This window comes from Streptomyces sp. SP18CS02, from assembly GCF_036322365.1.
Classification (GTDB): Bacteria; Actinomycetota; Actinomycetes; order Streptomycetales; family Streptomycetaceae; genus Streptomyces.
In genome coordinates this window covers 114,224-136,224 of record NZ_JAQYXC010000291.1, presented here as the reverse complement: position 1 = coordinate 136,224, position 22,001 = coordinate 114,224, and the positions used below count along the sequence as shown (strand labels likewise).

The 22,001-nt window shown below is 73.6% G+C and carries 20 protein-coding genes and 1 pseudogene; 11 read left to right on the top strand and 10 right to left on the bottom strand.

The annotated features are described in order from the left end of the window. The first annotated feature begins 170 nt into the window (after nucleotides 1–170). The 5 genes from PUR26_RS23295 to PUR26_RS23275 all read left to right on the top strand — a co-directional run bounded on the left by PUR26_RS23295 (nucleotide 171) and on the right by PUR26_RS23275 (nucleotide 4,766). Complete coding sequence (locus PUR26_RS23295; protein WP_443077140.1) at nucleotides 171–524, top strand: TlpA family protein disulfide reductase; 354 nt, start codon at nucleotides 171–173, stop codon at nucleotides 522–524. Nucleotides 525–723: 199 nt separating this feature from the next. Continuing rightward, the gene (locus tag PUR26_RS23290) at nucleotides 724–1,230 is read left to right on the top strand and encodes a flavin reductase family protein (RefSeq protein WP_329874565.1); all 507 of its coding nucleotides are present in this window, start codon (nucleotides 724–726) and stop codon (nucleotides 1,228–1,230) included. 190 nt (nucleotides 1,231–1,420) lie between these two features. Beyond that, complete coding sequence (locus PUR26_RS23285) at nucleotides 1,421–2,206, top strand: electron transfer flavoprotein subunit beta/FixA family protein (RefSeq protein ID WP_329874563.1); 786 nt, start codon at nucleotides 1,421–1,423, stop codon at nucleotides 2,204–2,206. 128 nt (nucleotides 2,207–2,334) lie between these two features. Beyond that, on the top strand, nucleotides 2,335–3,297 hold the full coding sequence (locus PUR26_RS23280) for an electron transfer flavoprotein subunit alpha/FixB family protein (RefSeq protein ID WP_329874561.1): 963 nt from the start codon (nucleotides 2,335–2,337) through the stop codon (nucleotides 3,295–3,297). A 161-nt stretch (nucleotides 3,298–3,458) separates the two neighbouring features. Then, entirely contained in the window at nucleotides 3,459–4,766 is a 1,308-nt protein-coding gene (locus PUR26_RS23275; protein ID WP_329874559.1) for a DUF6986 family protein, read from the top strand. A 368-nt stretch (nucleotides 4,767–5,134) separates the two neighbouring features. Here the strand turns inward: PUR26_RS23275 and PUR26_RS23270 are convergent, their stop codons facing one another. Further along, complete coding sequence (locus tag PUR26_RS23270; RefSeq protein WP_329874950.1) at nucleotides 5,135–6,118, bottom strand: LacI family DNA-binding transcriptional regulator; 984 nt, start codon at nucleotides 6,116–6,118, stop codon at nucleotides 5,135–5,137. A 206-nt stretch (nucleotides 6,119–6,324) separates the two neighbouring features. Here PUR26_RS23270 and PUR26_RS23265 point away from each other — a divergent pair, with 206 nt between their 5' ends. Together PUR26_RS23265 and PUR26_RS23260 are read left to right on the top strand one after the other, a co-directional pair. Further along, nucleotides 6,325–7,272, top strand: a complete 948-nt coding sequence (locus PUR26_RS23265; protein ID WP_329874557.1) for an ROK family protein — start codon at nucleotides 6,325–6,327, stop codon at nucleotides 7,270–7,272. Nucleotides 7,273–7,694: 422 nt separating this feature from the next. Next, nucleotides 7,695–8,735 carry an NUDIX hydrolase gene (locus PUR26_RS23260; protein WP_329874555.1) on the top strand — a complete coding sequence of 347 codons (1,041 nt, stop codon included), beginning with the start codon at nucleotides 7,695–7,697 and terminating at the stop codon, nucleotides 8,733–8,735. Between the two features lie 138 nt (nucleotides 8,736–8,873). On the opposite strand, the gene PUR26_RS23255 is transcribed toward PUR26_RS23260, so the two are convergent. Together PUR26_RS23255 and PUR26_RS23250 are read right to left on the bottom strand one after the other, a co-directional pair. After that, on the bottom strand, nucleotides 8,874–9,584 hold the full coding sequence (locus PUR26_RS23255; protein WP_329874553.1) for an MBL fold metallo-hydrolase: 711 nt from the start codon (nucleotides 9,582–9,584) through the stop codon (nucleotides 8,874–8,876). A 186-nt stretch (nucleotides 9,585–9,770) separates the two neighbouring features. Then, nucleotides 9,771–11,156 carry a dipeptidase gene (locus PUR26_RS23250; protein WP_329874551.1) on the bottom strand — a complete coding sequence of 462 codons (1,386 nt, stop codon included), beginning with the start codon at nucleotides 11,154–11,156 and terminating at the stop codon, nucleotides 9,771–9,773. Between the two features lie 160 nt (nucleotides 11,157–11,316). On the opposite strand from PUR26_RS23250, the gene PUR26_RS23245 reads away from it, so the two are divergent. Next, entirely contained in the window at nucleotides 11,317–12,534 is a 1,218-nt protein-coding gene (locus tag PUR26_RS23245) for a geranylgeranyl reductase family protein (RefSeq protein WP_329874549.1), read from the top strand. 69 nt (nucleotides 12,535–12,603) lie between these two features. Here the strand turns inward: PUR26_RS23245 and PUR26_RS23240 are convergent, their stop codons facing one another. Beyond that, nucleotides 12,604–13,059 (bottom strand): nitroreductase family deazaflavin-dependent oxidoreductase, encoded by a 456-nt coding sequence (locus PUR26_RS23240; protein WP_329874548.1) that lies wholly within the window; start codon nucleotides 13,057–13,059, stop codon nucleotides 12,604–12,606. A gap of 284 nt (nucleotides 13,060–13,343) precedes the next feature. Between PUR26_RS23240 and PUR26_RS23235 the strand changes: the two genes are divergently transcribed. Next, nucleotides 13,344–14,033 carry a TetR/AcrR family transcriptional regulator gene (locus PUR26_RS23235; protein ID WP_329874546.1) on the top strand — a complete coding sequence of 230 codons (690 nt, stop codon included), beginning with the start codon at nucleotides 13,344–13,346 and terminating at the stop codon, nucleotides 14,031–14,033. Further along, the gene (locus tag PUR26_RS23230; RefSeq protein ID WP_329874544.1) at nucleotides 14,033–14,887 is read left to right on the top strand and encodes an alpha/beta fold hydrolase; all 855 of its coding nucleotides are present in this window, start codon (nucleotides 14,033–14,035) and stop codon (nucleotides 14,885–14,887) included. Before PUR26_RS23235 ends, PUR26_RS23230 begins: the two co-directional genes overlap by 1 nt. Before the next feature lie 84 nt (nucleotides 14,888–14,971). Here PUR26_RS23230 and PUR26_RS23225 read toward each other — a convergent pair whose 3' ends face one another. The 3 genes from PUR26_RS23225 to PUR26_RS23215 all read right to left on the bottom strand — a co-directional run bounded on the left by PUR26_RS23225 (nucleotide 14,972) and on the right by PUR26_RS23215 (nucleotide 18,006). After that, the gene (locus PUR26_RS23225; protein ID WP_329874542.1) at nucleotides 14,972–15,715 is read right to left on the bottom strand and encodes a maleylpyruvate isomerase family mycothiol-dependent enzyme; all 744 of its coding nucleotides are present in this window, start codon (nucleotides 15,713–15,715) and stop codon (nucleotides 14,972–14,974) included. 232 nt (nucleotides 15,716–15,947) lie between these two features. Beyond that, complete coding sequence (locus PUR26_RS23220) at nucleotides 15,948–17,222, bottom strand: MFS transporter (protein WP_329874540.1); 1,275 nt, start codon at nucleotides 17,220–17,222, stop codon at nucleotides 15,948–15,950. A 136-nt stretch (nucleotides 17,223–17,358) separates the two neighbouring features. Next, complete coding sequence (locus PUR26_RS23215) at nucleotides 17,359–18,006, bottom strand: endonuclease (protein WP_329874538.1); 648 nt, start codon at nucleotides 18,004–18,006, stop codon at nucleotides 17,359–17,361. Nucleotides 18,007–18,302: 296 nt separating this feature from the next. Here PUR26_RS23215 and PUR26_RS23210 point away from each other — a divergent pair, with 296 nt between their 5' ends. Beyond that, nucleotides 18,303–19,532, top strand: a complete 1,230-nt coding sequence (locus tag PUR26_RS23210; RefSeq protein ID WP_329874536.1) for an ROK family protein — start codon at nucleotides 18,303–18,305, stop codon at nucleotides 19,530–19,532. An 85-nt stretch (nucleotides 19,533–19,617) separates the two neighbouring features. Here PUR26_RS23210 and PUR26_RS23205 read toward each other — a convergent pair whose 3' ends face one another. The 3 genes and pseudogenes from PUR26_RS23205 to PUR26_RS23195 form a co-directional block, all read right to left on the bottom strand. Beyond that, nucleotides 19,618–20,559, bottom strand: a complete 942-nt coding sequence (locus tag PUR26_RS23205) for a phosphotriesterase family protein (RefSeq protein ID WP_329874534.1) — start codon at nucleotides 20,557–20,559, stop codon at nucleotides 19,618–19,620. A 260-nt stretch (nucleotides 20,560–20,819) separates the two neighbouring features. Then, nucleotides 20,820–21,341: pseudogene (locus PUR26_RS23200) on the bottom strand (DUF4865 family protein); the annotation flags it as partial. 11 nt (nucleotides 21,342–21,352) lie between these two features. Continuing rightward, a complete protein-coding gene (locus tag PUR26_RS23195; RefSeq protein ID WP_329874532.1) occupies nucleotides 21,353–21,937 on the bottom strand; it encodes a TetR/AcrR family transcriptional regulator in 585 nt (194 codons plus the stop codon). Nucleotides 21,938–22,001 lie beyond the last annotated feature (64 nt).

Genomic DNA, 22,001 nt, shown 5'->3' with positions numbered 1-22,001 from the left:
AGGTTTCCGGCATGGGGCAGATCGTGCCCCATGCACGGCGCACAGGCCAGTCCTGGCGGCTTCGGCGGGCGAGATTCTTGTCACGTCATGGCCGCTCAGGGCGTTGCCGGGAATCTTCCCGCCCCTCGCGGGCGCTGAACCTCCCGACGACGAATCGGGAGGGTGAAGCCGTGTCTGAAGCGGTGCGCGAGGACGGGAACGGCGCCGATCCGGAGGGGCACCGGCTGGGCCCGGCCGACCTGGGCGCCGAGCTGGGGGAGCGGGCGACGCTCGTGCAGTTCTCCAGTGCCTTCTGCCAGCCCTGCCGGGCGACCAGGCGGACCCTGGCGGAGGTGGCGCGGATGGTCGACGGCGTCGCGCACGTCGAGATCGACGCCGAGGACCGCCTCGGCCTCGTACGCGCGCTGGACATCGTCAGAACGCCCACCGTGCTCGTACTGGACGGCACGGGGCGGATCGTGCGAAGAGCGGCGGGCCAGCCCCGCAAGGCCGACGTCATCGTGGCACTCGGACACGCCATGTGACGGACCGTGACGCATCTCCCATATCCCGGAACGCGCTTGACTGCGCGCGCCACGCATGGACAGGCTGACGGTGTGCCCCCAGAAATCCTTCTCTACGGGCGGGTTCACGTGGACCTGGCCCGTAACGCGAGCGCCCGCTGTCCTGGTGCCTGAGCAACCACGGACCATCCCCACGCGCCCCTCGCAGAAGGACAACTCCATGACGGCCACGCCCGATCTCGGCACTCCTCGACTCGCCACCCCCGACCTGCTCCGCTCCGTCTTCCGCCGGCACGCGGCAGGTGTCGCGGTGATCACGGCACAGGGGGAGCAGCCCGTCGGATTCACCGCGACCTCCCTCAATTCGGTAGCCGCCGATCCGCCGTTGATCTCGTTCGGGGTCGGCGTCTCCTCGTCCAGCTGGCCCGTCGTGTCGCAGGCCGAGCACATAGGCGTGCACGTGCTCGGGGAGCACCAGGAGGAGCTCGCCGCCACCTTCGCGCGCAGTGGCGCGGACCGGTTCGGCGCCCCCACGCGCTGGCGCGAGGGGCCCGAAGGGGTGCCGGTCCTCGACGGCGTACTGGCGTGGCTGGTGTGCCGGGTGGTCGCGCGCGTACCGGCCGGCGACCACCGGATCGTGGTCGCGCAGGCCGTCGCGGGCGATCCCGCGGGCGCCGGGCGGCCGCTGCTCTACCACGAGGGGCGCTTCAACGCTCTGCGGGACTGAGGCATCGCGCCTGCCCGGCGTCGGCAAGGTCACAGTCCAAAGCGCTTGCTTACGGGTAAAGCACTGGGTGTACTGGCGAGTAATATTTCGTTCGGGGCGTCCGTCGCCCCGAACGGAAACCGTCCCTTCAGGCGCCTATGCTGCGTGCAACAAGGCAGCCCAGTTATGACGATGCAGTAGGAGAGCCGGCGTGAGCTTGAGGATCGTTGTCTGTGTGAAGTACGTGCCCGACGCCACCGGCGATCGGCACTTCGCCGATGACCTGACCGTCGACCGCGACGACGTCGACGGCCTGCTGTCGGAGCTGGATGAGTACGCGGTCGAGCAGGCGCTGCAGATCGCGGACGAGGCGGACGACGCGGAGATCACCGTGCTGACCGTCGGTCCCGAGGACGCCAAGGACGCGCTGCGCAAGGCGCTGTCCATGGGTGCCGACAAGGCCGTCCACGTCGAGGACGACGACCTCCACGGCACCGACGTCATGGGCACCTCGCTGGTGCTCGCCAAGGCCATCGAGAAGACCGGTTACGACCTGGTCATCGCCGGCATGGCGTCCACCGACGGCACCATGGGTGTCCTGCCGGCGATCCTCGCCGAGCGTCTGGGTGTCCCGCAGGTCACCCTGCTCTCCGAGGTCTCGGTCGAGGACGGCAAGGTCAAGGGCCGCCGTGACGGTGACACCGCCTCCGAGCAGCTGGAGGCGTCCCTGCCGGCCGTCGTGTCCGTGACGGACCAGTCGGGCGAGGCGCGCTACCCGTCCTTCAAGGGCATCATGGCCGCCAAGAAGAAGCCGGTGGAGTCCCTGGACCTGGACGCCCTGGAGATCGAGGCCGACGAGGTCGGCCTGGAGGGCTCCTGGACCAAGGTCGACTCCGCCGCGGAGCGTCCGGCCCGCACGGCCGGCACGATCGTCAAGGACGAGGGCGAGGGCGGCAAGCAGCTGGCCGAGTTCCTCGCGAGCCAGAAGTTCATCTAGGTGCCCCCGGGTCCGGGGACCGCACGGCCGAGCCGCACGGGCCGCCCTCCCCGGACCGGAGCAGCACCAGGGCTCGCGCAGAGCCACCACCGCCCCCAGATTCTTCGCATTCGCAGGAGAGCAATCCCATGGCTGAAGTTCTCGTCTATGTCGACCACGTGGACGGTGCCGTCCGCAAGCCCACGCTGGAGCTGCTGACCCTGGCCCGCCGTATCGGTGAGCCGGTGGCCGTGGCCCTCGGTGCCGGTGCCGAGGCGACCGCCGCCGCGCTCGGTGAGCACGGTGCCGTCCGTGTGCTGACCGCCGACGCGCCGGAGTTCGCCGACTACCTCGTCGTGCCCAAGGTCGACGCCCTGCAGGCCGCCTACGAGGCCGTCTCCCCGGCCGCCGTGCTGGTCCCGTCCTCGGCCGAGGGCAAGGAGATCGCGGCCCGCCTCGCGGTCCGCATCGGTTCGGGCATCATCACCGACGCCGTCGACCTGGAGGCCGGCGTGGAGGGCCCGGTGGCGACCCAGTCCGCCTTCGCCGCCTCCTTCACCACCAAGTCGCGGGTCTCCAAGGGCACCCCGGTCATCACGGTCAAGCCGAACTCGGCCGCCGTGGAGGCCGCGCCGGCCGCCGGCGCGGTCGAGGCCCTGGCGGTCTCCTTCTCCGAGAAGGCCACCGGCACCAAGGTCGTCGCCCGTACGCCGCGCGAGTCGACCGGCCGCCCGGAGCTGACCGAGGCCGCGATCGTGGTCTCCGGCGGCCGCGGCGTCAACGGCGCGGAGAACTTCTCGATCATCGAGAACCTCGCCGACTCGCTGGGCGCGGCCGTGGGCGCCTCGCGCGCCGCCGTCGACGCCGGCTGGTACCCGCACTCCAACCAGGTCGGCCAGACCGGCAAGTCGGTCTCCCCGCAGCTGTACATCGCCTCCGGCATCTCCGGCGCGATCCAGCACCGCGCGGGCATGCAGACCTCGAAGACCATCGTGGCCATCAACAAGGACGCCGAGGCCCCGATCTTCGATCTGGTCGACTACGGCGTGGTCGGCGACCTCTTCGAGGTCGTCCCGCAGCTGACCGAAGAGGTCAAGACCCGCAAGGGCTGACCTGCGACGTCCGTACGGCCCGGGGCCGCGTGGTGATCTTCACCGCGCGGCCCCGCGTCGTTCGGGCCACCATTGACGCAGATCACAGCCACCCATTAACTTCGCCATACGGATTGTTGATTCCGTGCAGCGGAAATATGAAGAGTGTGGAGGGTGTGGGAATGGGTCAGCAGGAGAAGGTGGCGACGAGCCTCGCCGGTGCGGTCAGCGAAGGCGTCAGCGCCTCCCTGGTGTCGGTGGACGCCGAGCTCGCCCGTCGCTACCCGGGCGACCCCGGCACCCGGCAGCCGGTCCACACCGTCTACGTACCCGGTGACGTCTTCGCGGCGGGCACCGTCCGCTCATGGGGCGACCAGGCCCTCGCGGCCCTCGACGAGCACGCGCCGGACGCCGCCTCGCTCGCGGCCGTCCTCGGCCTCCCCGACGGGCTCGCCGAGGACGTCCACGCGCGCGTACGGGCGAAGCTGGAGCGAGAGCCCGTCGAGGACCTCCGCATCGATTTCGAGGACGGCTACGGCGGCCGTGGGGACGCCGACGAGGACGAGGCCGCCGCCCGGGCCGCACGGCTGGTCTCGGAGGCGTACGCCACGGGAACCCCGGCCGGCACGCCCCCGTACATGGGCATCCGCATGAAGTGCATGGAGGCCGCCGTACGCGATCGTGGCATCCGCACCCTCGACATCTTCCTCACCGGCCTGATGAACGCCGGCGGCCTGCCCGACGGGCTCGTCCTCACCCTGCCCAAGGTCACCTACGCCGAGCAGGTCGCCGCCATGGTGCGGCTCCTGGAGGAGTTCGAGAAGGCGCACGGTCTCGACGCGGGCCGGATCGGCTTCGAGATCCAGATCGAGACCAGCCAGGCCATCCTCGCGCCCGACGGGACCGCCACCGTCGCCCGCATGATCGACGCCGCCGAGGGCCGCGCCACCGGCCTGCACTACGGAACCTTCGACTACAGCGCCTGCCTCGGCGTCTCCGCCGCCTACCAGGCCAGCGACCACCCCGCCGCCGACCACGCCAAGGCCATCATGCAGGTCGCCGCGGCCGGCACCGGCGTACGTGTCTCCGACGGCTCCACCAACGTCCTCCCGGTCGGGTCCACCGCGAAGGTCCACGACGCCTGGCGCCTCCACTACGGGCTCACGCGCCGCGCCCTGGCCCGTGCCTACTACCAGGGCTGGGACATGCACCCGGGCCACCTGCCCACCCGGTACGCCGCGGTCTTCGCCTTCTACCGCGAGGGCTTCGAGCAGGCCGCCGCGCGCCTGTCGGCCTACGCCAACCACGCGGGCGGCGACGTCATGGACGAACCGGCCACCGCCAAGGCGCTCAGCTCGTACCTGCTGCGGGGCATCGACTGCGGTGCCCTCGACAATGCCGAGGTCCTCCGCCTCACCGGTCTGGACCGGGCGGATCTGGACGGCTTCGCCGCACCGCGCCGCGGCGACCTCACCGCGACGGCCCAGTAACGCCCCGTCGAGTCCGGTCACCGCCGTCACCACCGCCCTCCGGGCTGCTCGCGATCGCGGAAACGAGGTCGCGGTGCGCGGCGGGACCGCTGGCCCGGGGCGAGGGGGGAAACGGGGCACGGAGAGGGGCGAGGTACTGGACCGGGAGACGGCCGTCCAGGGGCTCCGTACGCCCACGGGTCTCCGTACGCGTGTCTCTGTACGCCCACGGGTCTCCGTACGCGTGTCTCTGTACGTCCACCGAGCTCTGTACGCCCACGGGCCTCCGTACGGTGCACGGCGAGGCCCGGCGCCCGGCCGGTGTCATGGCCACGGGCCACCGCGACCCCCTGGCGAAGCCGGCCCCCGGCCGGGTCCGCGCGCGCGGGCTACGCGGCAGATGGCGGGATCTCGCCCGAACCACGCGCGATCAGCGTGGTCGCCAGCTGCACCCGAGCCGGGGCCTCCTCGAAGCCGTCCAGGCGGCGGAAGAGCCGCTCCGCCGCCGTGCGTCCGAGGGCGGCGGCGTCCTGCGCGATGACCGTGATGCCCAGCAGGTCGGCCAGCTCGATGTCGTCGAACCCGACAAGGGCGACCGGCCGTTCGCGCCCCGCGAGCGTCCGCACGGCCGTCACCGTCACCCGGTTGTTGCCGGTGAATATCGCGGTCACCGGCTCGGGACCGGAGAGCATCGCGCACACCGCGTCCCGTACCCGCCGGGGCTCGGTCGAGCCCAGGGCCACCCAGGAGGCGTCCACCGTGAGCCCCGCGTCCTCCATCGCCGCGCGGTAGCCGCGCAGCCGCTCCACGGCGGTGTGGATGCGCGGCTGGTCGCCGACGAAGCCGATCCTGCGATGACCGTGCGCGATAAGGTGCGCGACGCCTGAGCGGGCGCCGCCGAAGCTGTCCGAGAGCACCACGTCGGCGTCGATCCGCCCGGCGGGGCGGTCCACGAACACCGTCGCCACGCCCGCCTTGATCTCGGGTTCCAGATAGCGGTGGTCGGTACCCGCCGGGATCACGATCAGCCCGTCCACACGGCGGGCGCACAGGGCCAGCGCCAGCTCCTGCTCACGCTCCGGATCCTCGGCGCTGGAGCCGTTGATCAGCAGTGCGCCGTGAGCCCGGGCGACCTCTTCGACCGCCCGGCTGAGCGGCCCGTAGAAGGGGTCGGCCAGGTCCTCCAGCACCAGGCCGATGGAGGCGGTACGGCCCTTGCGCAGCACCCGCGCGCTGTCGTTGCGGCGGAAGCCGAGCGCCTCGATGGCCTCCTGGACCCGCCGCTCGGTGTCGGGAGTCACCCCCGGCTCGCCGTTGACGACCCGCGACACGGTCTTGAGCCCCACACCCGCCCGGGCGGCGACGTCCTTCATGGTGGGACGGTTGCCGTAGCGGTGGTCGGGGCGGCGGGCTGTCTCGGCCACAGTGCGCTGTCCTGTCGTCGTCCGGTGTGCGGATGGTGTGTCCAACCGTGTGGCGTCGAGCATAGGCCCTGGACAACGTTGTCAAGGGTAGGGAGACTGGTGGAGACTGTTCTCGAATCCGCAGGTCCGACAGCTCACACGGGGGATCCACACCGATGCATACCGACCTCGTCGCCGCCCTCGACATCGGTGGCACCAAGATCGCCGGGGCGCTGGTCGACGACAGCGGGCACCTCCTCGTACGGGCTCAGCGGCCGACGCCGGCACATGAGGACGGAGAGACGGTGATGCGTGCCGTCGAAGCGGTCCTCGAAGAGCTGGCCGCCTCGCCCCTGTGGCCCGCCGTCGGCGCCGTGGGCATCGGCAGCGCGGGCCCGGTGGACGCCTCGGCCGGAACGGTCAGCCCCGTCAACGTCCCCGGCTGGCGCGACTACCCGCTCGTCGCAAGGGTGCGCCGGGCGGCCGGCGGCCTGCCCGTCGGGCTCGTCGGCGACGGGGTCGCGATGACGGCGGCAGAGCATTGGCAGGGCGCGGCCCGCGGCTACGACAACGCGCTCTGCCTGGTCGTCTCCACCGGCGTCGGCGGCGGACTGGTCCTCGGCGGGCGCCTCCACACCGGGCCGAGCGGCAACGCCGGCCACATCGGTCACATCAGCGTCGACCTGGACGGTGATCCGTGCCCGTGCGGGGCACGCGGCTGCGTCGAACGGATCGCCAGCGGCCCCAACATCGCCCGTCGCGCCTTCGACAACGGGTGGCGCCCCGGCCCCGACGGTGACACCTCCGCCGCCGCGGTGGCCGCGTCCGCCCGTGGGGGCGACACGATCGCCACCGCCTCCTTCGAGCGCGCCGCCCAGGCGCTGGCCGCCGGGATCGCGGCCACCGCGACGCTGGTCGAGATCGACATCGCGGTGATCGGAGGGGGAGTGGCGGGCGCGGGAGAGGTGCTGTTCACCCCTCTGCGGCGCGCGCTGCGGGAGTACGCCACCCTCTCCTTCGTCCGGCACCTGACGGTGGCTCCCGCCCTCACGGGTACGGACGCGGGCCTGCTGGGCGCGGCCGCCGCCGCGCCGCGCCGGCCGGCCGTGGCGGCGGCCGGCTGAACCACACGGTGGCCCGGTGGCCCGGTGGCCTCCGGGCGGGGGCTGGGCGGGGCCGGACCGGCGGCGTGCGACGGCCCGCGTCCGCGACGGAGCGCTCCGGCGGGGCCGGTTCGCCAGGGCCGCTTCGGTAAGGCCGGTTCCTGTCGGGCGGCGGTCCACCGGACGCCGGCGCGTTCGCCACGGCGCCGACGGCGCCCTCCCCGTCAGGGGTGACGCGACACCACGTCACCGGGGCCGTCGCCCGGTCCGGTGGGCCTGGTCGTCCGGGCCGCCGTCGAGGAGCCGGCAGTCGGTCCGGGAGGGGCGGCGACCGCCGAAACCCGCTCACGCGGCCGGTGCAGCGACCGAGTTCCCGCCCTCCACGGGTTTCCGTGGCAGGGTGTTGCGGGCAAGCCACTGGGGGCTACGGAGGAGGGGGAACCGTGATCGTCTGGATCAACGGTGCGTTCAGTGCGGGCAAGACCAGCGCCGCACGCGAACTGATCGATCTGATCCCTAACAGCACCTTGTACGACCCCGAGGTGATCGGCGGGGGACTGCGTCACCTGCTGCCGCAGAAGAGACTCGCCGAGGTGACCGACTACCAGGACCTGCCGATCTGGCGGCGCATGGTGGTCGACACGGCCGCCGCGCTGCTCGCGGAGGTGGGCGGCGTGCTGGTGGTGCCGATGACACTGCTGCGTCAGGAGTATCGCGACGAGATATTCGGTGGGCTCGCCTCGCGCCGGATATCCGTACGGCATGTGGTGCTGACACCTGACGAAACGATCCTTCGCGGCCGGATAGCGAGCCGCGAGGAGTTCGAGAACGACGCCGACGGCAACGAGCGGGTCAGGCAGTGGGCGTACGACCACGTCGAGCCCTATCGGGCGGCGCTCGGCGGCTGGCTGTCCGGTGACGCCTACGCCGTCGACAACAGCGCCCTCACCCCGTTGGAGACCGCCGAGGCCATCGCCGACGCGGTACGGACGGACACCGCCCGCGCCTGCGGGATCGTCCAGACACCGGAACCGACCGGCGAGACGCTCGCTGCCGGGGTGCTCCTCTTCGACGAACAGGACCGGGTCCTGCTCGTCGACCCCACCTACAAGCCCGGCTGGGAGTTCCCCGGCGGGGTCGTCGAGCAGGGGGAACCTCCCGCCCGCGCGGGCATGCGGGAGGTCGCAGAGGAGATCGGCCTGCGGCTCGAATCCGTGCCCAGGCTGCTGCTCGTGGACTGGGAGCCGCCGCGACCGCCCGGCTACGGCGGTCTGCGGTTCCTCTTCGACGGGGGCACGCTGACCGGGGCCCAGGCCGCGGGCGTGCTGCTGCCCGGTTCCGAACTGCGCGGCTGGCGCTTCGTCACCGAGGAGGAGGCGTCCGGGATGCTGCCCCCGGTCCGGTACGAACGGCTGCGCTGGGCTCTGCGCGCCCGTGAGCGCGGCACGGTGCTCAACCTGGAGTCCGGCATCCCGGTCGGCTGACGGGGCCGTGCGCCGGCGGCGCGGGTGCGTGCGCCGACGGCGCGGGTGCGTGCGCCGACGGCCGGGCCGGCGCCCCGGCCGGGGCCGACCGGCACCCGGCCGACACCGGCCCCCCGAGGAGGGTCGGGGCGGGCCGGATCAGGGCGTGTCCCGGTCGGCCGCGGCCCGCAGGACGGCCGCGGCGTCCACCGTGAGCGGTTCGCCGTGCCCGAAACAGACCACGCCGGGCGCCAGCGAGGCCAGTTCCCGCATGGAGGTACGGGCCCGCTCGCGGTCCACGTGGAAGACACCCAGCTGCACCTCGCCCACCGACGCCACGGTGTCGCCCGTGAACAGCACGCCGTGGTGCGGCAGATGGATCGCGACAGAACCGTCCGTGTGCCCGGGGGTGTGCACCACCCTGGCCCCGTCCCCGAAGCCCAGCTCGTCCCCGTCCTCCAGCTCACGGTCCACCCGGGTGGCCGGTGGGTGGGGGACGGCGGTGTGCGCCCGTTCGTACAGCGGAACCTCCCAGTCCAGCAGTACGGGCTCGGGGACCGGTACCTCGCCCCTGACCACCGGCGCGTCCAGCCGGTGCGCCATCACCTCGGCTCCGAACCGTCCGGCGAGCTCACCGGCCGCGCCCACATGGTCTCCGTGGCCGTGGGTGAGCACGATCCGGCGGATGTTCTCCGGGCGCATGCCCGCGCCCCGTATCGCCGCCTCGATCTCGTCGGCCGCGTCCGCCCAGCCCGCGTCGACCAGTGTCAGTTCGTCGTCGCCCGCCGCGCCCGCGTCGCGCCACAGATAGGCCTGGCCGATGGAGAACCGGAGCATGTACAGCCGGGGTGTGATCTCGATGAAGTCCATGTCGCGAACCTACGCACCCGCTGCCGCCCGGCGCCCCCGGCTTCGCCCTCCGCGATCTCAGCCGAGGGCTGAACCGTCGGCGGTGTGACACCGCGGGTCCGCGCTGCGGGGGCGCGGACCGTCTGCGAGGTGCCGGGGGCGTCGCGGCATCGGGGCGACGGTGCCGTGGCCCGGCCACCGGGCGCGCTACCGCGCGGAACGCTCCCCGGCGTCCTTCCGCGAGCGCGCGTAGTTCACCAGGAAGTGCGCCTCGGCCACCGACATCCGCTCCAGCTCCAGCGGGGACACGCTCTCGTTCACCGCGTGGATCCGGGCGTCCGGGTCGCTCAGCCCGATCAGCAGGATCTCCGCCTCCGGGTAGAGCTCCCGCAGCGTGCTGCACAGCGGGATCGAGCCGCCCATGCCGGACGCCTGCATCTCCTCACCCGGGTACGCGACCCGCATGGCCTGCGCCATCGACGTGTACGCCGGGCTGGTGACGTCCGCCTGGAAGGGCTGCCCCTGTCCCACCTGCTCGACGGAGACCCGCGCCCCCCACGGGGTGTGCGCCTGCAGGTGCGCCGTCAGCAGCTTCGTCGCCTCGGCGGCGTCCTGGCCCGGCGGTACGCGCAGGCTGATCTGGGCGCGCGCGGTGGCCTGGACGGACGGAGTGGCACCCACGACGGGCGGGCAGTCGATACCGACGACCGTGACGGCCGGGCGCGCCCACAGCCGGTCGGCGACCGAGCCGTGACCGATCAGCTCCACCCCGTCGAGGACCCTGGCGTCGTTGCGGAACTCCTCCTCCGGGTACTCCAGCCCCCGCCAGTCGGCGTCGGCCGCGAGGCCGTCCACGGTCGTCGAGCCGTCCTCGGCACGCAGCGAGTCCAGCAGCCGGATGAGAGCGGCGAGCGCGTCGGGCGCGGCACCGCCGAACTGGCCCGAGTGCAGATTGCCCGCCAACGTGTCCACCTGGACGCGCAGCATCGTCATGCCCCGCAGCGTCGCGGTCACGGTGGGCAGACCGGCCCGGAAATTGCCGGTGTCGCCGATCACGATCGCGTCAGCGGCCAGCAGCTCCGGGTGCGCCTCCGCGTACCGCTCCAGACCGCCGGTGCCCTGCTCCTCCGAGCCCTCCACGATCACCTTGACGCCGACGGGCACGCCGCCGTTCGCCCGGAGGGCGCGCAGCGCGAGCAGGTGCATGATGAAGCCGCCCTTGCAGTCCGCGGTCCCGCGCCCGTACCAGCGGCCGTCCCGCTCGGTCAGCTCGAACGGAGGCGTCTCCCACCCCGCCAGGTCGAGCGGCGGCTGGACGTCGTAGTGCGCGTACAGCAGCACCGTCGGCGCGCCCGCGGGGCCCGGCAGGAAGCCGTACACGGACTGTGAGCCGTCCGGGGTGTCGAGCACCGCGACGTCCTGGAAGTCCTCGGCGCGCAGCGCGTCCGCCACCCACGCCGCCGCGGCCTCGCACTCGCTCGGCGGGAACTGCGCGGGATCGGCCACCGACCGGAACGCCACCAGCTCCGTGAGCTCCGCCTTGGCACGGGGCAGCAGCGCGGCGACGGTCTCTTCGATCGGGTGGGCGGTCATGGGCACGCTCCTGGTGGGTGCGACGTTAAGAGGACGTTGTGACCGTTGTTTGTACGGCGAACGTAGATCCGATCCTCCCACAGCGAGCGGAGTCGGCCTGCGCCGTAGGATGCGGTCGAGAGCTTGGACCATGGGTCGGGATCAGGAGCAGAAGCACATCGTGAGCAGCGAGAACGCAGACGCCGGTAACGAGAACTCCGCGCCGGTGTGGGATGTCGTCGTGGTCGGCGCAGGACCGGCGGGAGCGTCCGCCGCCTATGCGGCGGCCGTCGCGGGCCGCCGGGTCCTGCTGCTCGAGAAGGCCGAGCTGCCTCGGTACAAGACGTGCGGCGGCGGCATCATCGGCCCCTCGCGCGACGCGCTGCCGCCCGGCTTCGAACTGCCGCTGCGGGACCGTGTGCACGCGGTCACCTTCTCGCTGAACGGCAGGTTCAGCCGTACCCGCCGGTCCAGGCGGACACTCTTCGGGCTCATCAACCGGCCCGAGTTCGACGCGGGCCTGGTCGAGGAGGCGCAGAAGGCGGGCGCCGAGCTGCGTACCGGCGCGACGGTCTCGCGAGTGGAGCAGCACGGCTCGGCCGTGCCCGACCGCCGCACGGTCGCGGTCGTGCTGGCGGACGGGGAGACGCTGCTCGCCCGGGCGGTCGTCGGCGCGGACGGCAGCGCGGGGCGGATAGGCGCCCACGTCGGGGTCAAGCTCGACCAGGTCGACCTCGGCCTGGAGGCGGAGATCCCGGTGCCGCCGACGGTGGCGGAGGACTGGGCGGGGCGCGTGCTCATCGACTGGGGGCCCATCCCCGGCAGTTACGGATGGGTGTTCCCCAAGGGCGACACGCTCACCGTGGGTGTCATCTCGGCGCGCGGCGAGGGCGCCGCGACCAAGAGGTACCTGGAGGACTTCATCGCCAGGCTCGGCCTGTCGGGGTTCGAGCCGGCGATCTCGTCGGGGCACCTGACGCGCTGCCGCAGCGACGACTCGCCGCTCTCGCGCGGCAGGGTGCTGGTGTGCGGCGACGCCGCCGGGCTGCTGGAGCCGTGGACGCGCGAGGGGATCTCCTTCGCGCTGCGGTCCGGGCGGCTGGCGGGGGAGTGGGCGGTACGCATCGCCGAGTCGCACGACGCGGTCGACGCACGTCGTCAGGCACTGAACTACGCCTTCGCGATCAAGGCCGGGCTGGGCGTCGAGATGGCGGTCGGCCGGCGGATGCTCGCGCTCTTCGAGCGCCGCCCCGGACTGCTGCACGCGATGATCACCGGGGTGAGGCCGGCCTGGCACGCGTTCGCGGACATCACGCGCGGAGTGACGACGCTGGCCGGGATCGTGCGGACGCACGGCGTGGCGAGGCGCGCGCTCGACGCGCTCGACCGCAGGCGGTAGGCGGTAGGCGGTGGACGGTGAACGGTAGGCGTTGGACCGTGCCGGGGACGGCGTGAACGTCCGGGGCGGTCAGGTCGTGGTGATGCGGAAGACGGGGTGCTTGTGCGCGACGGCGCGCAGCTCCTCGTCCGTCGAGCCCGGCCCCACGCCGTCGAAGAACACCCCGACCTCGGCCTTCCAGCGCTTCAGGTAGGCGCGCAGCAGGACGGGCTTGTCGTCGTCGGCGATCTCCTCGGCCGTGAACGTCCGGACCCGCTTCCCGAGACGCAGCTCCCCGCCGCCCGCCGCCCGCATGTTGTGGGTCCACTGGACGTGGCCCCGCGGGGCCACCAGGTACTGCGCGCCGTCCACCGTGAGCACGTTGACGGGCGTACGCCGCCATTCGCCGCTCTTGCGGCCGCGTACGGCGAGGACGCGCGAGCCCCACACGCTGATGCCGCGCCGGGTGATCCAGGCGACGGCGCGGTTCATGACGTGCACGGTGAACCAGCCGGGCTTCATGACGTGGGTCGACTGCGTGGACATGGTGTGCTCCTCGGTTCGGCCGGTGGCGTGGCGGCGACTGTCGGTGGATGCGACGGATGACTTCCGGTGACCGGTGACGACTCACGTCGACGACCGCGGGTCGGGTGACGACGGCGGTGGCGACCGCGCAATGACGGGGTGGGGGTTCCGGGGGGCGTCATCTGCCGCCCTCTTGGGCGAGAGCGCCGCTCTCGCTTGAGAGCAGTGTGCACCGGATGGGAGGGTAAAGCAAGAGCAGTGCTCTCTTTCCAGTGCGGCGCTCCCAAAGCTGGCACACTGCTCTCATGAGTACCGTGCGAGGAGTCAGGGCCCGAGCCCGTGCCGAGGTCACCGCCGCCATCAAGGACGAGGCGCGCAGACAGCTCGCGGCAGAGGGGGCTGCCAAGCTCTCCCTGCGTGCCGTCGCCCGAGAGCTGGGCATGGTGTCGTCCGCCCTCTACCGCTACTTCCCGAGCCGGGACGAGCTGCTGACCGCGCTGATCGTCGACGCATACGACACGATCGGCGCCGCCGCGGAGGACGCGTTCTCCTCCGCCGGAGCCATGACCCCCCTCGCCCGCTGGACCGAGGTCTGTGCCGCCGTCCGCCGCTGGGCCCTGGCCCACCCGCACGAGTACGCGCTGATCTACGGCTCCCCGGTCCCCGGTTACACCGCGCCGCGCACCACGGTCGGCCCGGCGTCCAGGGTCGGCCTCGCTCTGATCGCCGTCGTCCGCGAGGCCCACGGCGCCGAAGGTGTGGCGCTCCCTCCGCTCACGGACGCGATGGGGGCCGAGGCCCGGCGCCTCGCGGCGGACATCGCTCCCGATCTGCCGCCCGCGCTGGCCGTGGCCATGGTCGCCGCCTGGTCCCAGCTCTTCGGGCTGATCTCCTTCGAGGTGTTCGGGCAGTTCAACCGGTTGGTCGAGGACCGGGACGCCTTCTTCGCCCAGGCGGCCGACCGGCTGGGCCGTGATGTGGGACTGATGCGCTGATGCCCTTCGCACGAGCGGCCGACGGCGCCGCACTCCACTACCGGGTCCATCCCGTCTCCGGGTGCTCCGGCGAGGCGGTGCCGTTGGTCCTGCTGAGCGGGCAGTCGAACGACCACCATTGGTGGGACGCGGTACGAGCGGGTTTCGGCGCCCGCTTCACCACCGTCGTCATGGACTGGCGCGGCACCGGGGAGAGCGACCGGCCCGACACCGACTCCTACAGCACCCCGGGATTCGCCCGCGACGTCCTGGCGGTGCTCGATCACGCGGGGATCGCGCGGGCGCACGTCTACGGAACCTCCATGGGGGGCCGGGTCGCGCAGTGGCTCGCCGTCGACCATCCGGCGCGGGTCGCCCGTCTCGTACTGGGCTGTACGTCCCCGGGCGCCCCGCACGGCGTCGAACGCGGGCCCGACGTCCGCCGCGCTCTGGCCGGGTCGGACGCCGTGGCCGCGGAGCGCGCCCTGCGGGAACTCATGTACACGCCCGGCTGGCTGGCCGAGCACCGCGGACCGCTGCACACCCTCGGCGACCCGACGATGCCGGCCCACGCCCGCCGTCGGCACCTGCGTGCCAGTGCCCGGCACGACGCCTGGGACGCGCTGCCGCGGATCACCGCTCCCACGCTCGTCGTCCACGGAACGGACGACGCCTTCAACCCCACCGCCAACGCTCCGTTGCTCACCTCGCGCATTCCCGGAGCGCGGATGGCGCTCGTTCCGGGGGCCCGGCACGCCTACTTCGAGGAGTTCGCCGCCATCGCCACCCCCTTGGTGCTCGACTTCCTGAGCGAGCCGGCTGAACCCGACGAGCCCGGCGCGTCCAGCGGGACCGCGGCGCCTCCGGCGTCCTGACGGGTGCGCGGAACACCACGTGCCGGCCCTGGTTGCCGGGGCCGGCGACGCGCCGGAGGGCCGGGGACCCCGCTGCCACGACCGTCAGGCCCAGGTGATCCCCGACTTCTCACGCCACAGTCGCGCCAGACGCCCGTCGCCCGTCACGGTGACCGCGCCGGCGGGAAGCCGGTTCCACAGGGCCGCGTAGAGCCGATCGGCGTCCGCGCTCACCTCGCAGTCCGCCGGCCCCTCGTCGGAACGGGTGGTGCGCGGCGCCTGCTCCGACAGGTCGAGCGTCCAGACGTCGCCGGTGTCCGTGGCCCGTATGCGCAGGGTGGCCGGTTCCGGTGTACGGACCCGGCTCTTCCCCCTGGCGTGGAACGCGACCAGCAGTTCGTCGATGCCGTCCACCGCGAAGGCCGTGTCCACCGTGAACTCCTCCGCGCCGAGCGCCGACTCGGCGTCCACCCGGTGCACGGCTGTCTCGTGCGCCTGCCGCCTCGCCCAGAAGGCCAGGGGAGAGGACGCGGGCATGAACGTCCAGCACTCCAGGTCCCCCGGGGCCTCGGTGAGGGCCGTGACGAGAAGACCGTGGCCCTCCCGGAACCAGCGCAGCAGCGCCGCGCCGTCCAGATCCGGTTCACCGCCGTCCGGGTGGTACTCGGTGTGCCCCTCCCTGACGAACGCCGCAGCCCAGCGGTGCACCATTCCGGTGTGCCGCAACAGGTCCCGCACACACCAGCCGGGACAGGTCGGTACGGGCGCGTCCGGGCCGGCCTGCTCGGCGGCGTCGGCCAGCAACTCACCCTCGCGGGCGACGAACTTGATGTGCTCGGCAATGTCCATGTCGGAATAGTGCCAGTGCCGATCACCGTGTGACCGGTTCCTTTCCCGGCCCTCGCCGCACGTCCGCCGCACCGTCCGTCGTGCGTCCGCCGCGCGTCCGTCGTGCGGGCTCACCGGCCGCCCGCTCGCCGCTTGTGCCGCCGGCCGGCTGTGCGGGCTCGCCCGCCGTCCGCTCGCCGCTTGCCGCGCGTCCGCTGCGCGTCCGCCGTGCGGGCTCGCCCGCCGCGCGCGTCTACGCCACCGGATCCGGCACCGACGCGTTCCTGGCGGCGTACCCGATCACCGCCGCTCCGGCGGCCAGTACCGCGACCGTGGTCAGCGCGACCGGCAGCGAGAACCAGTCGGCGAGGAAGCCGATGGCGGGCGGGCCGAGCAGCATTCCGCCGTATCCCAGGGTGGACGCGGCGGCGACCCCGGCGGGCCCTGCCAGCGCGCCCGCCCGGGCGACCGCGACGGGGAAGATGTTCGCCAGGCCCAGCCCGGTCACCGCGAATCCGAGCAGCGCGAGCCAGACCGTGGGAGCCAGCGCCCCCAGCAGCATGCCGGTGGCCGCGGTCGCCCCGCCCGCCACGAGGGTCCGGGTCTGTCCGAGCCGCTCCAGCAGCGTCGTACCGGAAAGGCGGCCCGCGGTCATGGCGAGGGCGAACAGCGAGTAGCCCGCGGCCGCGATTCCCGGGTGGGCGCGCAGGTCCTGTTCGAGGTGGAGCGCGCCCCAGTCGGCCATCGCCCCTTCTCCGTAGGCCGTGCAGAGCGCGATCACGCCGAAGAGGGTGACGACCCTGCGCGTCCGGCCGTCGAGGCGGCGGTCGGACGGCTTCACCGGAGGGGTTCCGCCGGCGCCTCGGGGCACGTCGCCCGGACCGGCGTCGGCGAGGCCGCCGAGCCGGGCGGGGGAGGGCCGGCGGAGCAGGACGGGCCCCGCGGCGGCGGTCAGGGCGAGTCCCGCGGCGGTGAGCCCGAGCAGATGGGCGGTGGGGGACAGCCCGCCCGCGACCAGGCCGCCGAGGCCCGCGCCGAGCATGCCGCCCAGGCTGAAGGCGGCGTGGAAGCTGGGCATCACCGGGCGGCCCAGGGCGGACACGAGGTCGACGGCGGCGCTGTTCATGGCCACGTTGATGCCGCCGTACGCGGCGCCGAACACCAGCAGCACCAGGCCGAGCTCGAGCGCCGAACCGGTCAGCGGCGGAAGGGCGATGCTCAGCGAGAGGAGCACGGCGGAGGCGACGGTGACCGGGTGGCTGCCGAAGCGGCGGCACAGCCGGCCGGTGAGCGTCATGGTCACCACCGCGCCGGCCGACACGCCCAGGAGGGCCAGGCCGAGGTCGCCGGCGGACGAGCCGGTCTGCTGCTTGATGGCCGGGATGCGGACCACCCAGCCGGCGAAAAGGAAGCCGTCCAGGGCGAAGAACAAGGTCAGGGCGGTACGGAGGCGGGGCAGGGAGCGCAGGGCGGGATCTCCCCCGGCCTCTCCCGGAACAGCGGTCCTGAGTTTGTTTAGTTGCGGCACAAACTCAGGATAGGGGTCCCGGGCGCCGTCGTACAACCCACGTCACGACCTCTTGGCACCCGTCTTTGGCGCCCGCCTCTGCGCCCCTCCTGGAGTGGTGATCTCCCGGGGTGCTCGACGCGCCTCACCCCGTTGCTCACGCCGCCCGCACCTCGTCGGCCATGTGGCGGTCGAGGGCGGCGCGTACCAGTGCGGCGGCGAACCGGGGCAGTCCGGCGGCCTCCACCAGCCCGGCCAGTTCAGCGGGGTCCTCCGGGAGGCCGAGCCGCTTCGCCCCCTCCAGCGCCTTGGAGTCCAGGCAGGGGGCGAGCTCCGGCCACACGCCCTGCACCTCCCGCAGAAAGATGTCGGCCCCCGCCGGGCCGATCCCCGGCACCTCCCGGAGCAGCGTCCGCACCTCGTCCCGGTCCCCGTCCGCCTCGGCGCGCAGCCGCCGCAGATCACCGCCGTACCGGTCGAGCACGAGCTCCGCGCCCTCACCGAGCTGGGTCGCCGTCCTCTCGTCGTACCGCCGGTAGTGGCCCTCGCCCAGCGCGTCCACCCGCTGCTGCCAGGTCGCGTCGCGCATGCGCCGGGCGTCCCGCATCCCCGCGGCGAACAGCGCCCGGGCGGCGTCGACCGCCGTGGCGGCCCGGATCCGGGCACTGAGCAGATCGGCCAGGACCAGGAGCTGGAACAGCGGCTGGGGCGTGTCCCTGAGGTGGATCCCCGCCTCCTCCGCGTACGTCCGCCCGTGCTCGGTGAGCAGGACACGTACGGTCTTCTCCGCGCCGGAGCGTGCCATGGTGCCTCCGATCCCTTCCATGTCCCTCGTCCCGTCCCCCCTTCTCCGTCCCTCCGCCCGTCCTTCCCTTCCCTGTCCCCCTCACGTCGTCCCCCGTCCCTCCCAGCCCGTCCTTCCCTTCCTCCTGCCTCCACCCTCGTCCCCGGCGCCCCGCCTCGTCCGCCGTCCCGCCCCGCGCGCACGGTTCGTCCACAGCCCGCCCCACCCGCTCGCGCTCCCCGCAGTACCCGGCGTCCATCGGCCGAAACGGAACCGGGCTCGTCGGCGGCTCGCTGGATCATGGGAGACTCGCCCCCATGAACGGCAAGGCGACCACGACCCGGACACGGCTTGACAGGGGCCGCAGCGCGCTCGGCCCCGCGCTGGAACTGGTCCACACGGGCCGCGCGCCCACGCGCGCCGTGCTCACCGCCGAGCTCGGCGTCACCCGGGCGACCGCCGGGGCCGTCGCCGCCGAGCTGGAGGCGCTCGGCCTCATCCGCGTCGACTCCCGCCCGGGCGCTGCCGCGGGCTCCCAGGGCCGGCCCTCGCACCGGCTCACCGTCGACGAGAACGGGCCGGTCGCCCTCGCCGCGCAGGTCCACGCCGACGGGTTCCGCGCGGCGCTCGTCGGCCTCGGCGGGCGGGTCGTGGCGACCGCCCCCGGGTGCGTGACCGTCTCCGCCGACCCGGCGCAGGTCCTGGAGGAGGTGGTCGCGGCCGGTGCCGGGCTGCTGCGCGAAAGCGGCCGCCGCTGCGTCGGTGCCGGGCTCGCGGTGCCGTCCGCGGTCGCCGAACCCGAGGGCACCGCCCTCAACCCCCTCCACGTGGCCTGGCCCGCCGGGGCGCCGGTCCGGGACATCTTCGCCGAGCGCGTCCGGGCGGCCGGTATCGAGGGCCCCGCCTTCACGGGCAACGACGTCAACCTCGCCGCTCTCGCGGAACACCGCCACGGCGCCGGCCGGGGGGCCGCGCACCTGCTGTGCGTCGCCACCGGGCACCGAGGGGTGGGAGGTGCTCTCGTCCTGGACGGCCGGCTGCACACCGGCAGCGCGGGTCTCGCCCTGGAGGTCGGACACCTCACCGTCAACCCCGAAGGCGGGCGGCCCTGCTACTGCGGCAGCCGGGGATGCCTGGACGTCGAGGCCGACCCGCTGGCCTTCCTCATGGCGGCGGGGCGGGAGCCCGGCCCCGAGGTCTCCCTGCTCCAGCAGGCCCGCGACCTGCTCCGCGCGGAGGGCGACGACCCTTCCGTACGGTCGGCGACGGAGGAGCTGGTGGACCGCCTCGGCCTCGGTCTGGCCGGCCTGGTGAACATCCTCAACCCCGACCGGATCATCCTCGGCGGCCTCCACCGCGAGCTGCTGGCCGCGGCCCCCGAACGCCTGCGCGCGGTGGTCGCCGACCGCAGCCTGTGGGGCCGCAGCGGCGGCGTGCCGATCCTCGGCTGCACCCTGGACCACAACAGTCTCGCCGGTGCGGCCGAGTTGGCGTGGCAACCGGTGCTGGACGACCCGCTGGCGGCACTGGGACGCCCGACCGGCTGAACGCGGGGGCGGTGGTCCCGGCGCCGTGCCGCCCGGCACCGGCCGGCCCGCGGGTGGCCCGTCCGCCCGGACTGCTCCGCCCGGACTACTCCGGGCGGCGTGCGGGCCGACGAGCGTCCCCTGCTCGCCGAGGGACGAACGCGAACGCCGCCGCCGGGTTCGCCGTCAGCATCCGGTCCACCAGGTCGCTGCCCAGGGTCCGTTCGAGGCGTGGGCGCAACCCGCCCAGCAGGTACGTCATCCCCGGAGTGCCGGGCGTCGTCGTGTCGCCGCCCAGCAGCAGCCGGCCGGCGAAGCCCGCGTCGGCCAGCGCCGCCAGCTCCTCCGGGAGCCGCCAGTCGGTGGCGTGGTGGGCGCGCGAGGGCCCGTCGAACGCGAGGAACGCGCCCGCCCGCGCGGCCTCGCGCTGGACGACGGGATCGGGACAGCGCCCGAGGTGGCCGAGGACGACCCGGGCCGGCGGCACTTCCCCCTCCCCGCACAGCAGGTCCAGCACCTCAAGGGCGCCGGTGCCCAGCTCCAGGTGGACGGCGACGGGGGCGCCCGTGCGGTGGTGGGCGCGGGCCGCCGCCGTCAGCGTCCGCCGGGCGTGGGCGTCCAGGCCGTGGAAGTCGCCCGCCACCTTGATCAGCCCCGCCCGTGTGCCGCTGCCGGCCATGCCCTCCACGAGCTCCGTCGTGAACAGGTCGGCCAGGTCCTCGGGCAGCCGGTCCAGCACGGCCGGCGCGTAGTGCACGGCCTGGTGCAGGCCGGTCGCCGCGATCACGTGGACACCGGCCGTGCGGGAGAGCGCCGCCAGGTGACGTACGCGTCGCCCCATCCCGTACGGCGTCCACTGCACCACCGTGCCGCCGCCGAGTTCCCGGAACGCCCGCAGCCGGGCGGCCGCGTCCTCGGCGTCGTCCAGCTCCATGCCCGGCAACACCGGGCTGCGCAGGAACAGATGGTCGTGCGCGTCGCAGACGCCCAGCTCATCGCCCGGTACATCCCCGAGGACGGTCCGGGCCAGGTGCCCCGGGTTCACCACTGCCGGCCCCGGCCGAGTCCGGCCCGCCCGGGCGCCGACAGGTGCAGCACCCGGTAGACGTCCTCCGGCAGCGCGACCCCCTCGTGCGGCCCCCGCGGCCCCCGTGTCGCTCCTGGAGCGACCGCGCTCCTCACGACCGTCTCCGGTGCCCTTGCCGTCCCCGGTGTCCTTCCCGCTCCTGGCCCGCCCCCGGCGGCCTCCGCCGTGTCCACCCCGTGCCCTTCCTTCCCCGCGTCCCCCGGGACAGCCGCGTCCCCCGCGTCCCCCGGGACAGTCGCGTCCCCCGCGTCCCCCGCCCACAGCGTGAAGTACAGGAGCTCCCAGTGCCGGGGGTCGATGGCGACGGCGGCCGCCACCGCCCCGTCCGCCCGCGCCAGCTGTCGCTGCGCGGCAAGGGCCTTCTCCACCGCGTCGGCGGGGCGCTCGTGCTCGGCGAGCCGGGCCCGCCGACGCGTCGCCGACCTGGGCACCTCCCCGGCCGCCGGGCCCTCGTCGTACGCCAGCCCCGCCCAGTGCCGCACCTGCGGTCGCCCGAAGTCGTCGACGACGCCCTGGAATCCGGGGCCCCAGAGGAAGGCGTTCATGCCCTCGGGAGCGGCCCACAGATAGAACGGGGCGTACTGGTTCACCGGTGCGCCCTCGGCGCGCTCCCGTATCAGATACGCCTTCAGTCCCAGCCCGGGGAAGTCGTCGAGAAGGTGCCCCCTGGTGGCGACGCGGTGGCGGACGATGCCCATGTCGTAGTCGGCGGGCAGCGTGATCTCGTACTGCATGGCATGCAAGGGGGCGCTCCTCAGACGGTTCGGGCGAGCGGGGCCAGGAGGGCGAGAAGGCCCTTGACGGCGGCGTCGAAGGCCGCCGGAGAGCCCGAGGCGCGGGCCAGCACATAGCCGCCCTGCACGGTCGCGACGATCGTCGCCGCTGTCCCGGCCGGGTCGAGCGGAACGGAGAACTCGCCGCCGCGCACGCCCTCCTCGATGATCCCGGCGAGGCGTCCGCGCAACCAGTCGAGCGTCTCGTCGACCGGTGCGCGCAGGGCGTCGTCGGCCATGACGTCCGGGTCCATCGTCAGCCGCCCGACGGGGCAGCCGCGCAGCACATCGCGTTCCCGCAAGAGGTAGCCCTCGACGCGCTCGTACGCCGAACCGTCTCGGCCCAGTACCCGTTCGGCCGTCCCGCGCATCTCCTCGGCGGTACGGCGGATGGCGGCCAGCGCCAGATCCGGCTTGCCGGCGAAGTGGTGGTACATGCTGCCCTGGCCCGCACCCGCCTGCTGCTGGATGGCCTTGGGGCTGGTGCCCACGTAACCCCGTTCCCACAACAGCTCGCGGGTGGCCTCGACGAGGCGTTCAGGAGTGCTCATGGAGTCAGTGTACATACTAGTAGGTACAGAAGCGCGCGCCGAGGACCCCGCAAGCGGTCGACCGCCCGTTGCGAGGGGG

Excerpts from the sequence above, each read along its gene's own strand:
- PUR26_RS23215 (WP_329874538.1), bottom strand. The coding sequence starts at position 18,006 with ATGGCACGCTCCGGCGCGGAGAAGACCGTACGTGTCCTGCTCACCGAG.
- PUR26_RS23225 (WP_329874542.1), bottom strand. The coding sequence starts at position 15,715 with ATGGACATTGCCGAGCACATCAAGTTCGTCGCCCGCGAGGGTGAGTTG.
- PUR26_RS23235 (WP_329874546.1), top strand. The coding sequence starts at position 13,344 with ATGAGTACCGTGCGAGGAGTCAGGGCCCGAGCCCGTGCCGAGGTCACC.
- PUR26_RS23255 (WP_329874553.1), bottom strand. The coding sequence starts at position 9,584 with ATGGACTTCATCGAGATCACACCCCGGCTGTACATGCTCCGGTTCTCC.
- PUR26_RS23240 (WP_329874548.1), bottom strand. The coding sequence starts at position 13,059 with ATGTCCACGCAGTCGACCCACGTCATGAAGCCCGGCTGGTTCACCGTG.
- PUR26_RS23230 (WP_329874544.1), top strand. The coding sequence starts at position 14,033 with ATGCCCTTCGCACGAGCGGCCGACGGCGCCGCACTCCACTACCGGGTC.
- PUR26_RS23210 (WP_329874536.1), top strand. The coding sequence starts at position 18,303 with ATGAACGGCAAGGCGACCACGACCCGGACACGGCTTGACAGGGGCCGC.
- PUR26_RS23290 (WP_329874565.1), top strand. The coding sequence starts at position 724 with ATGACGGCCACGCCCGATCTCGGCACTCCTCGACTCGCCACCCCCGAC.
- PUR26_RS23275 (WP_329874559.1), top strand. The coding sequence starts at position 3,459 with ATGGGTCAGCAGGAGAAGGTGGCGACGAGCCTCGCCGGTGCGGTCAGC.
- PUR26_RS23250 (WP_329874551.1), bottom strand. The coding sequence starts at position 11,156 with ATGACCGCCCACCCGATCGAAGAGACCGTCGCCGCGCTGCTGCCCCGT.
- PUR26_RS23265 (WP_329874557.1), top strand. The coding sequence starts at position 6,325 with ATGCATACCGACCTCGTCGCCGCCCTCGACATCGGTGGCACCAAGATC.
- PUR26_RS23280 (WP_329874561.1), top strand. The coding sequence starts at position 2,335 with ATGGCTGAAGTTCTCGTCTATGTCGACCACGTGGACGGTGCCGTCCGC.
- PUR26_RS23270 (WP_329874950.1), bottom strand. The coding sequence starts at position 6,118 with ATGAAGGACGTCGCCGCCCGGGCGGGTGTGGGGCTCAAGACCGTGTCG.
- PUR26_RS23195 (WP_329874532.1), bottom strand. The coding sequence starts at position 21,937 with ATGTACACTGACTCCATGAGCACTCCTGAACGCCTCGTCGAGGCCACC.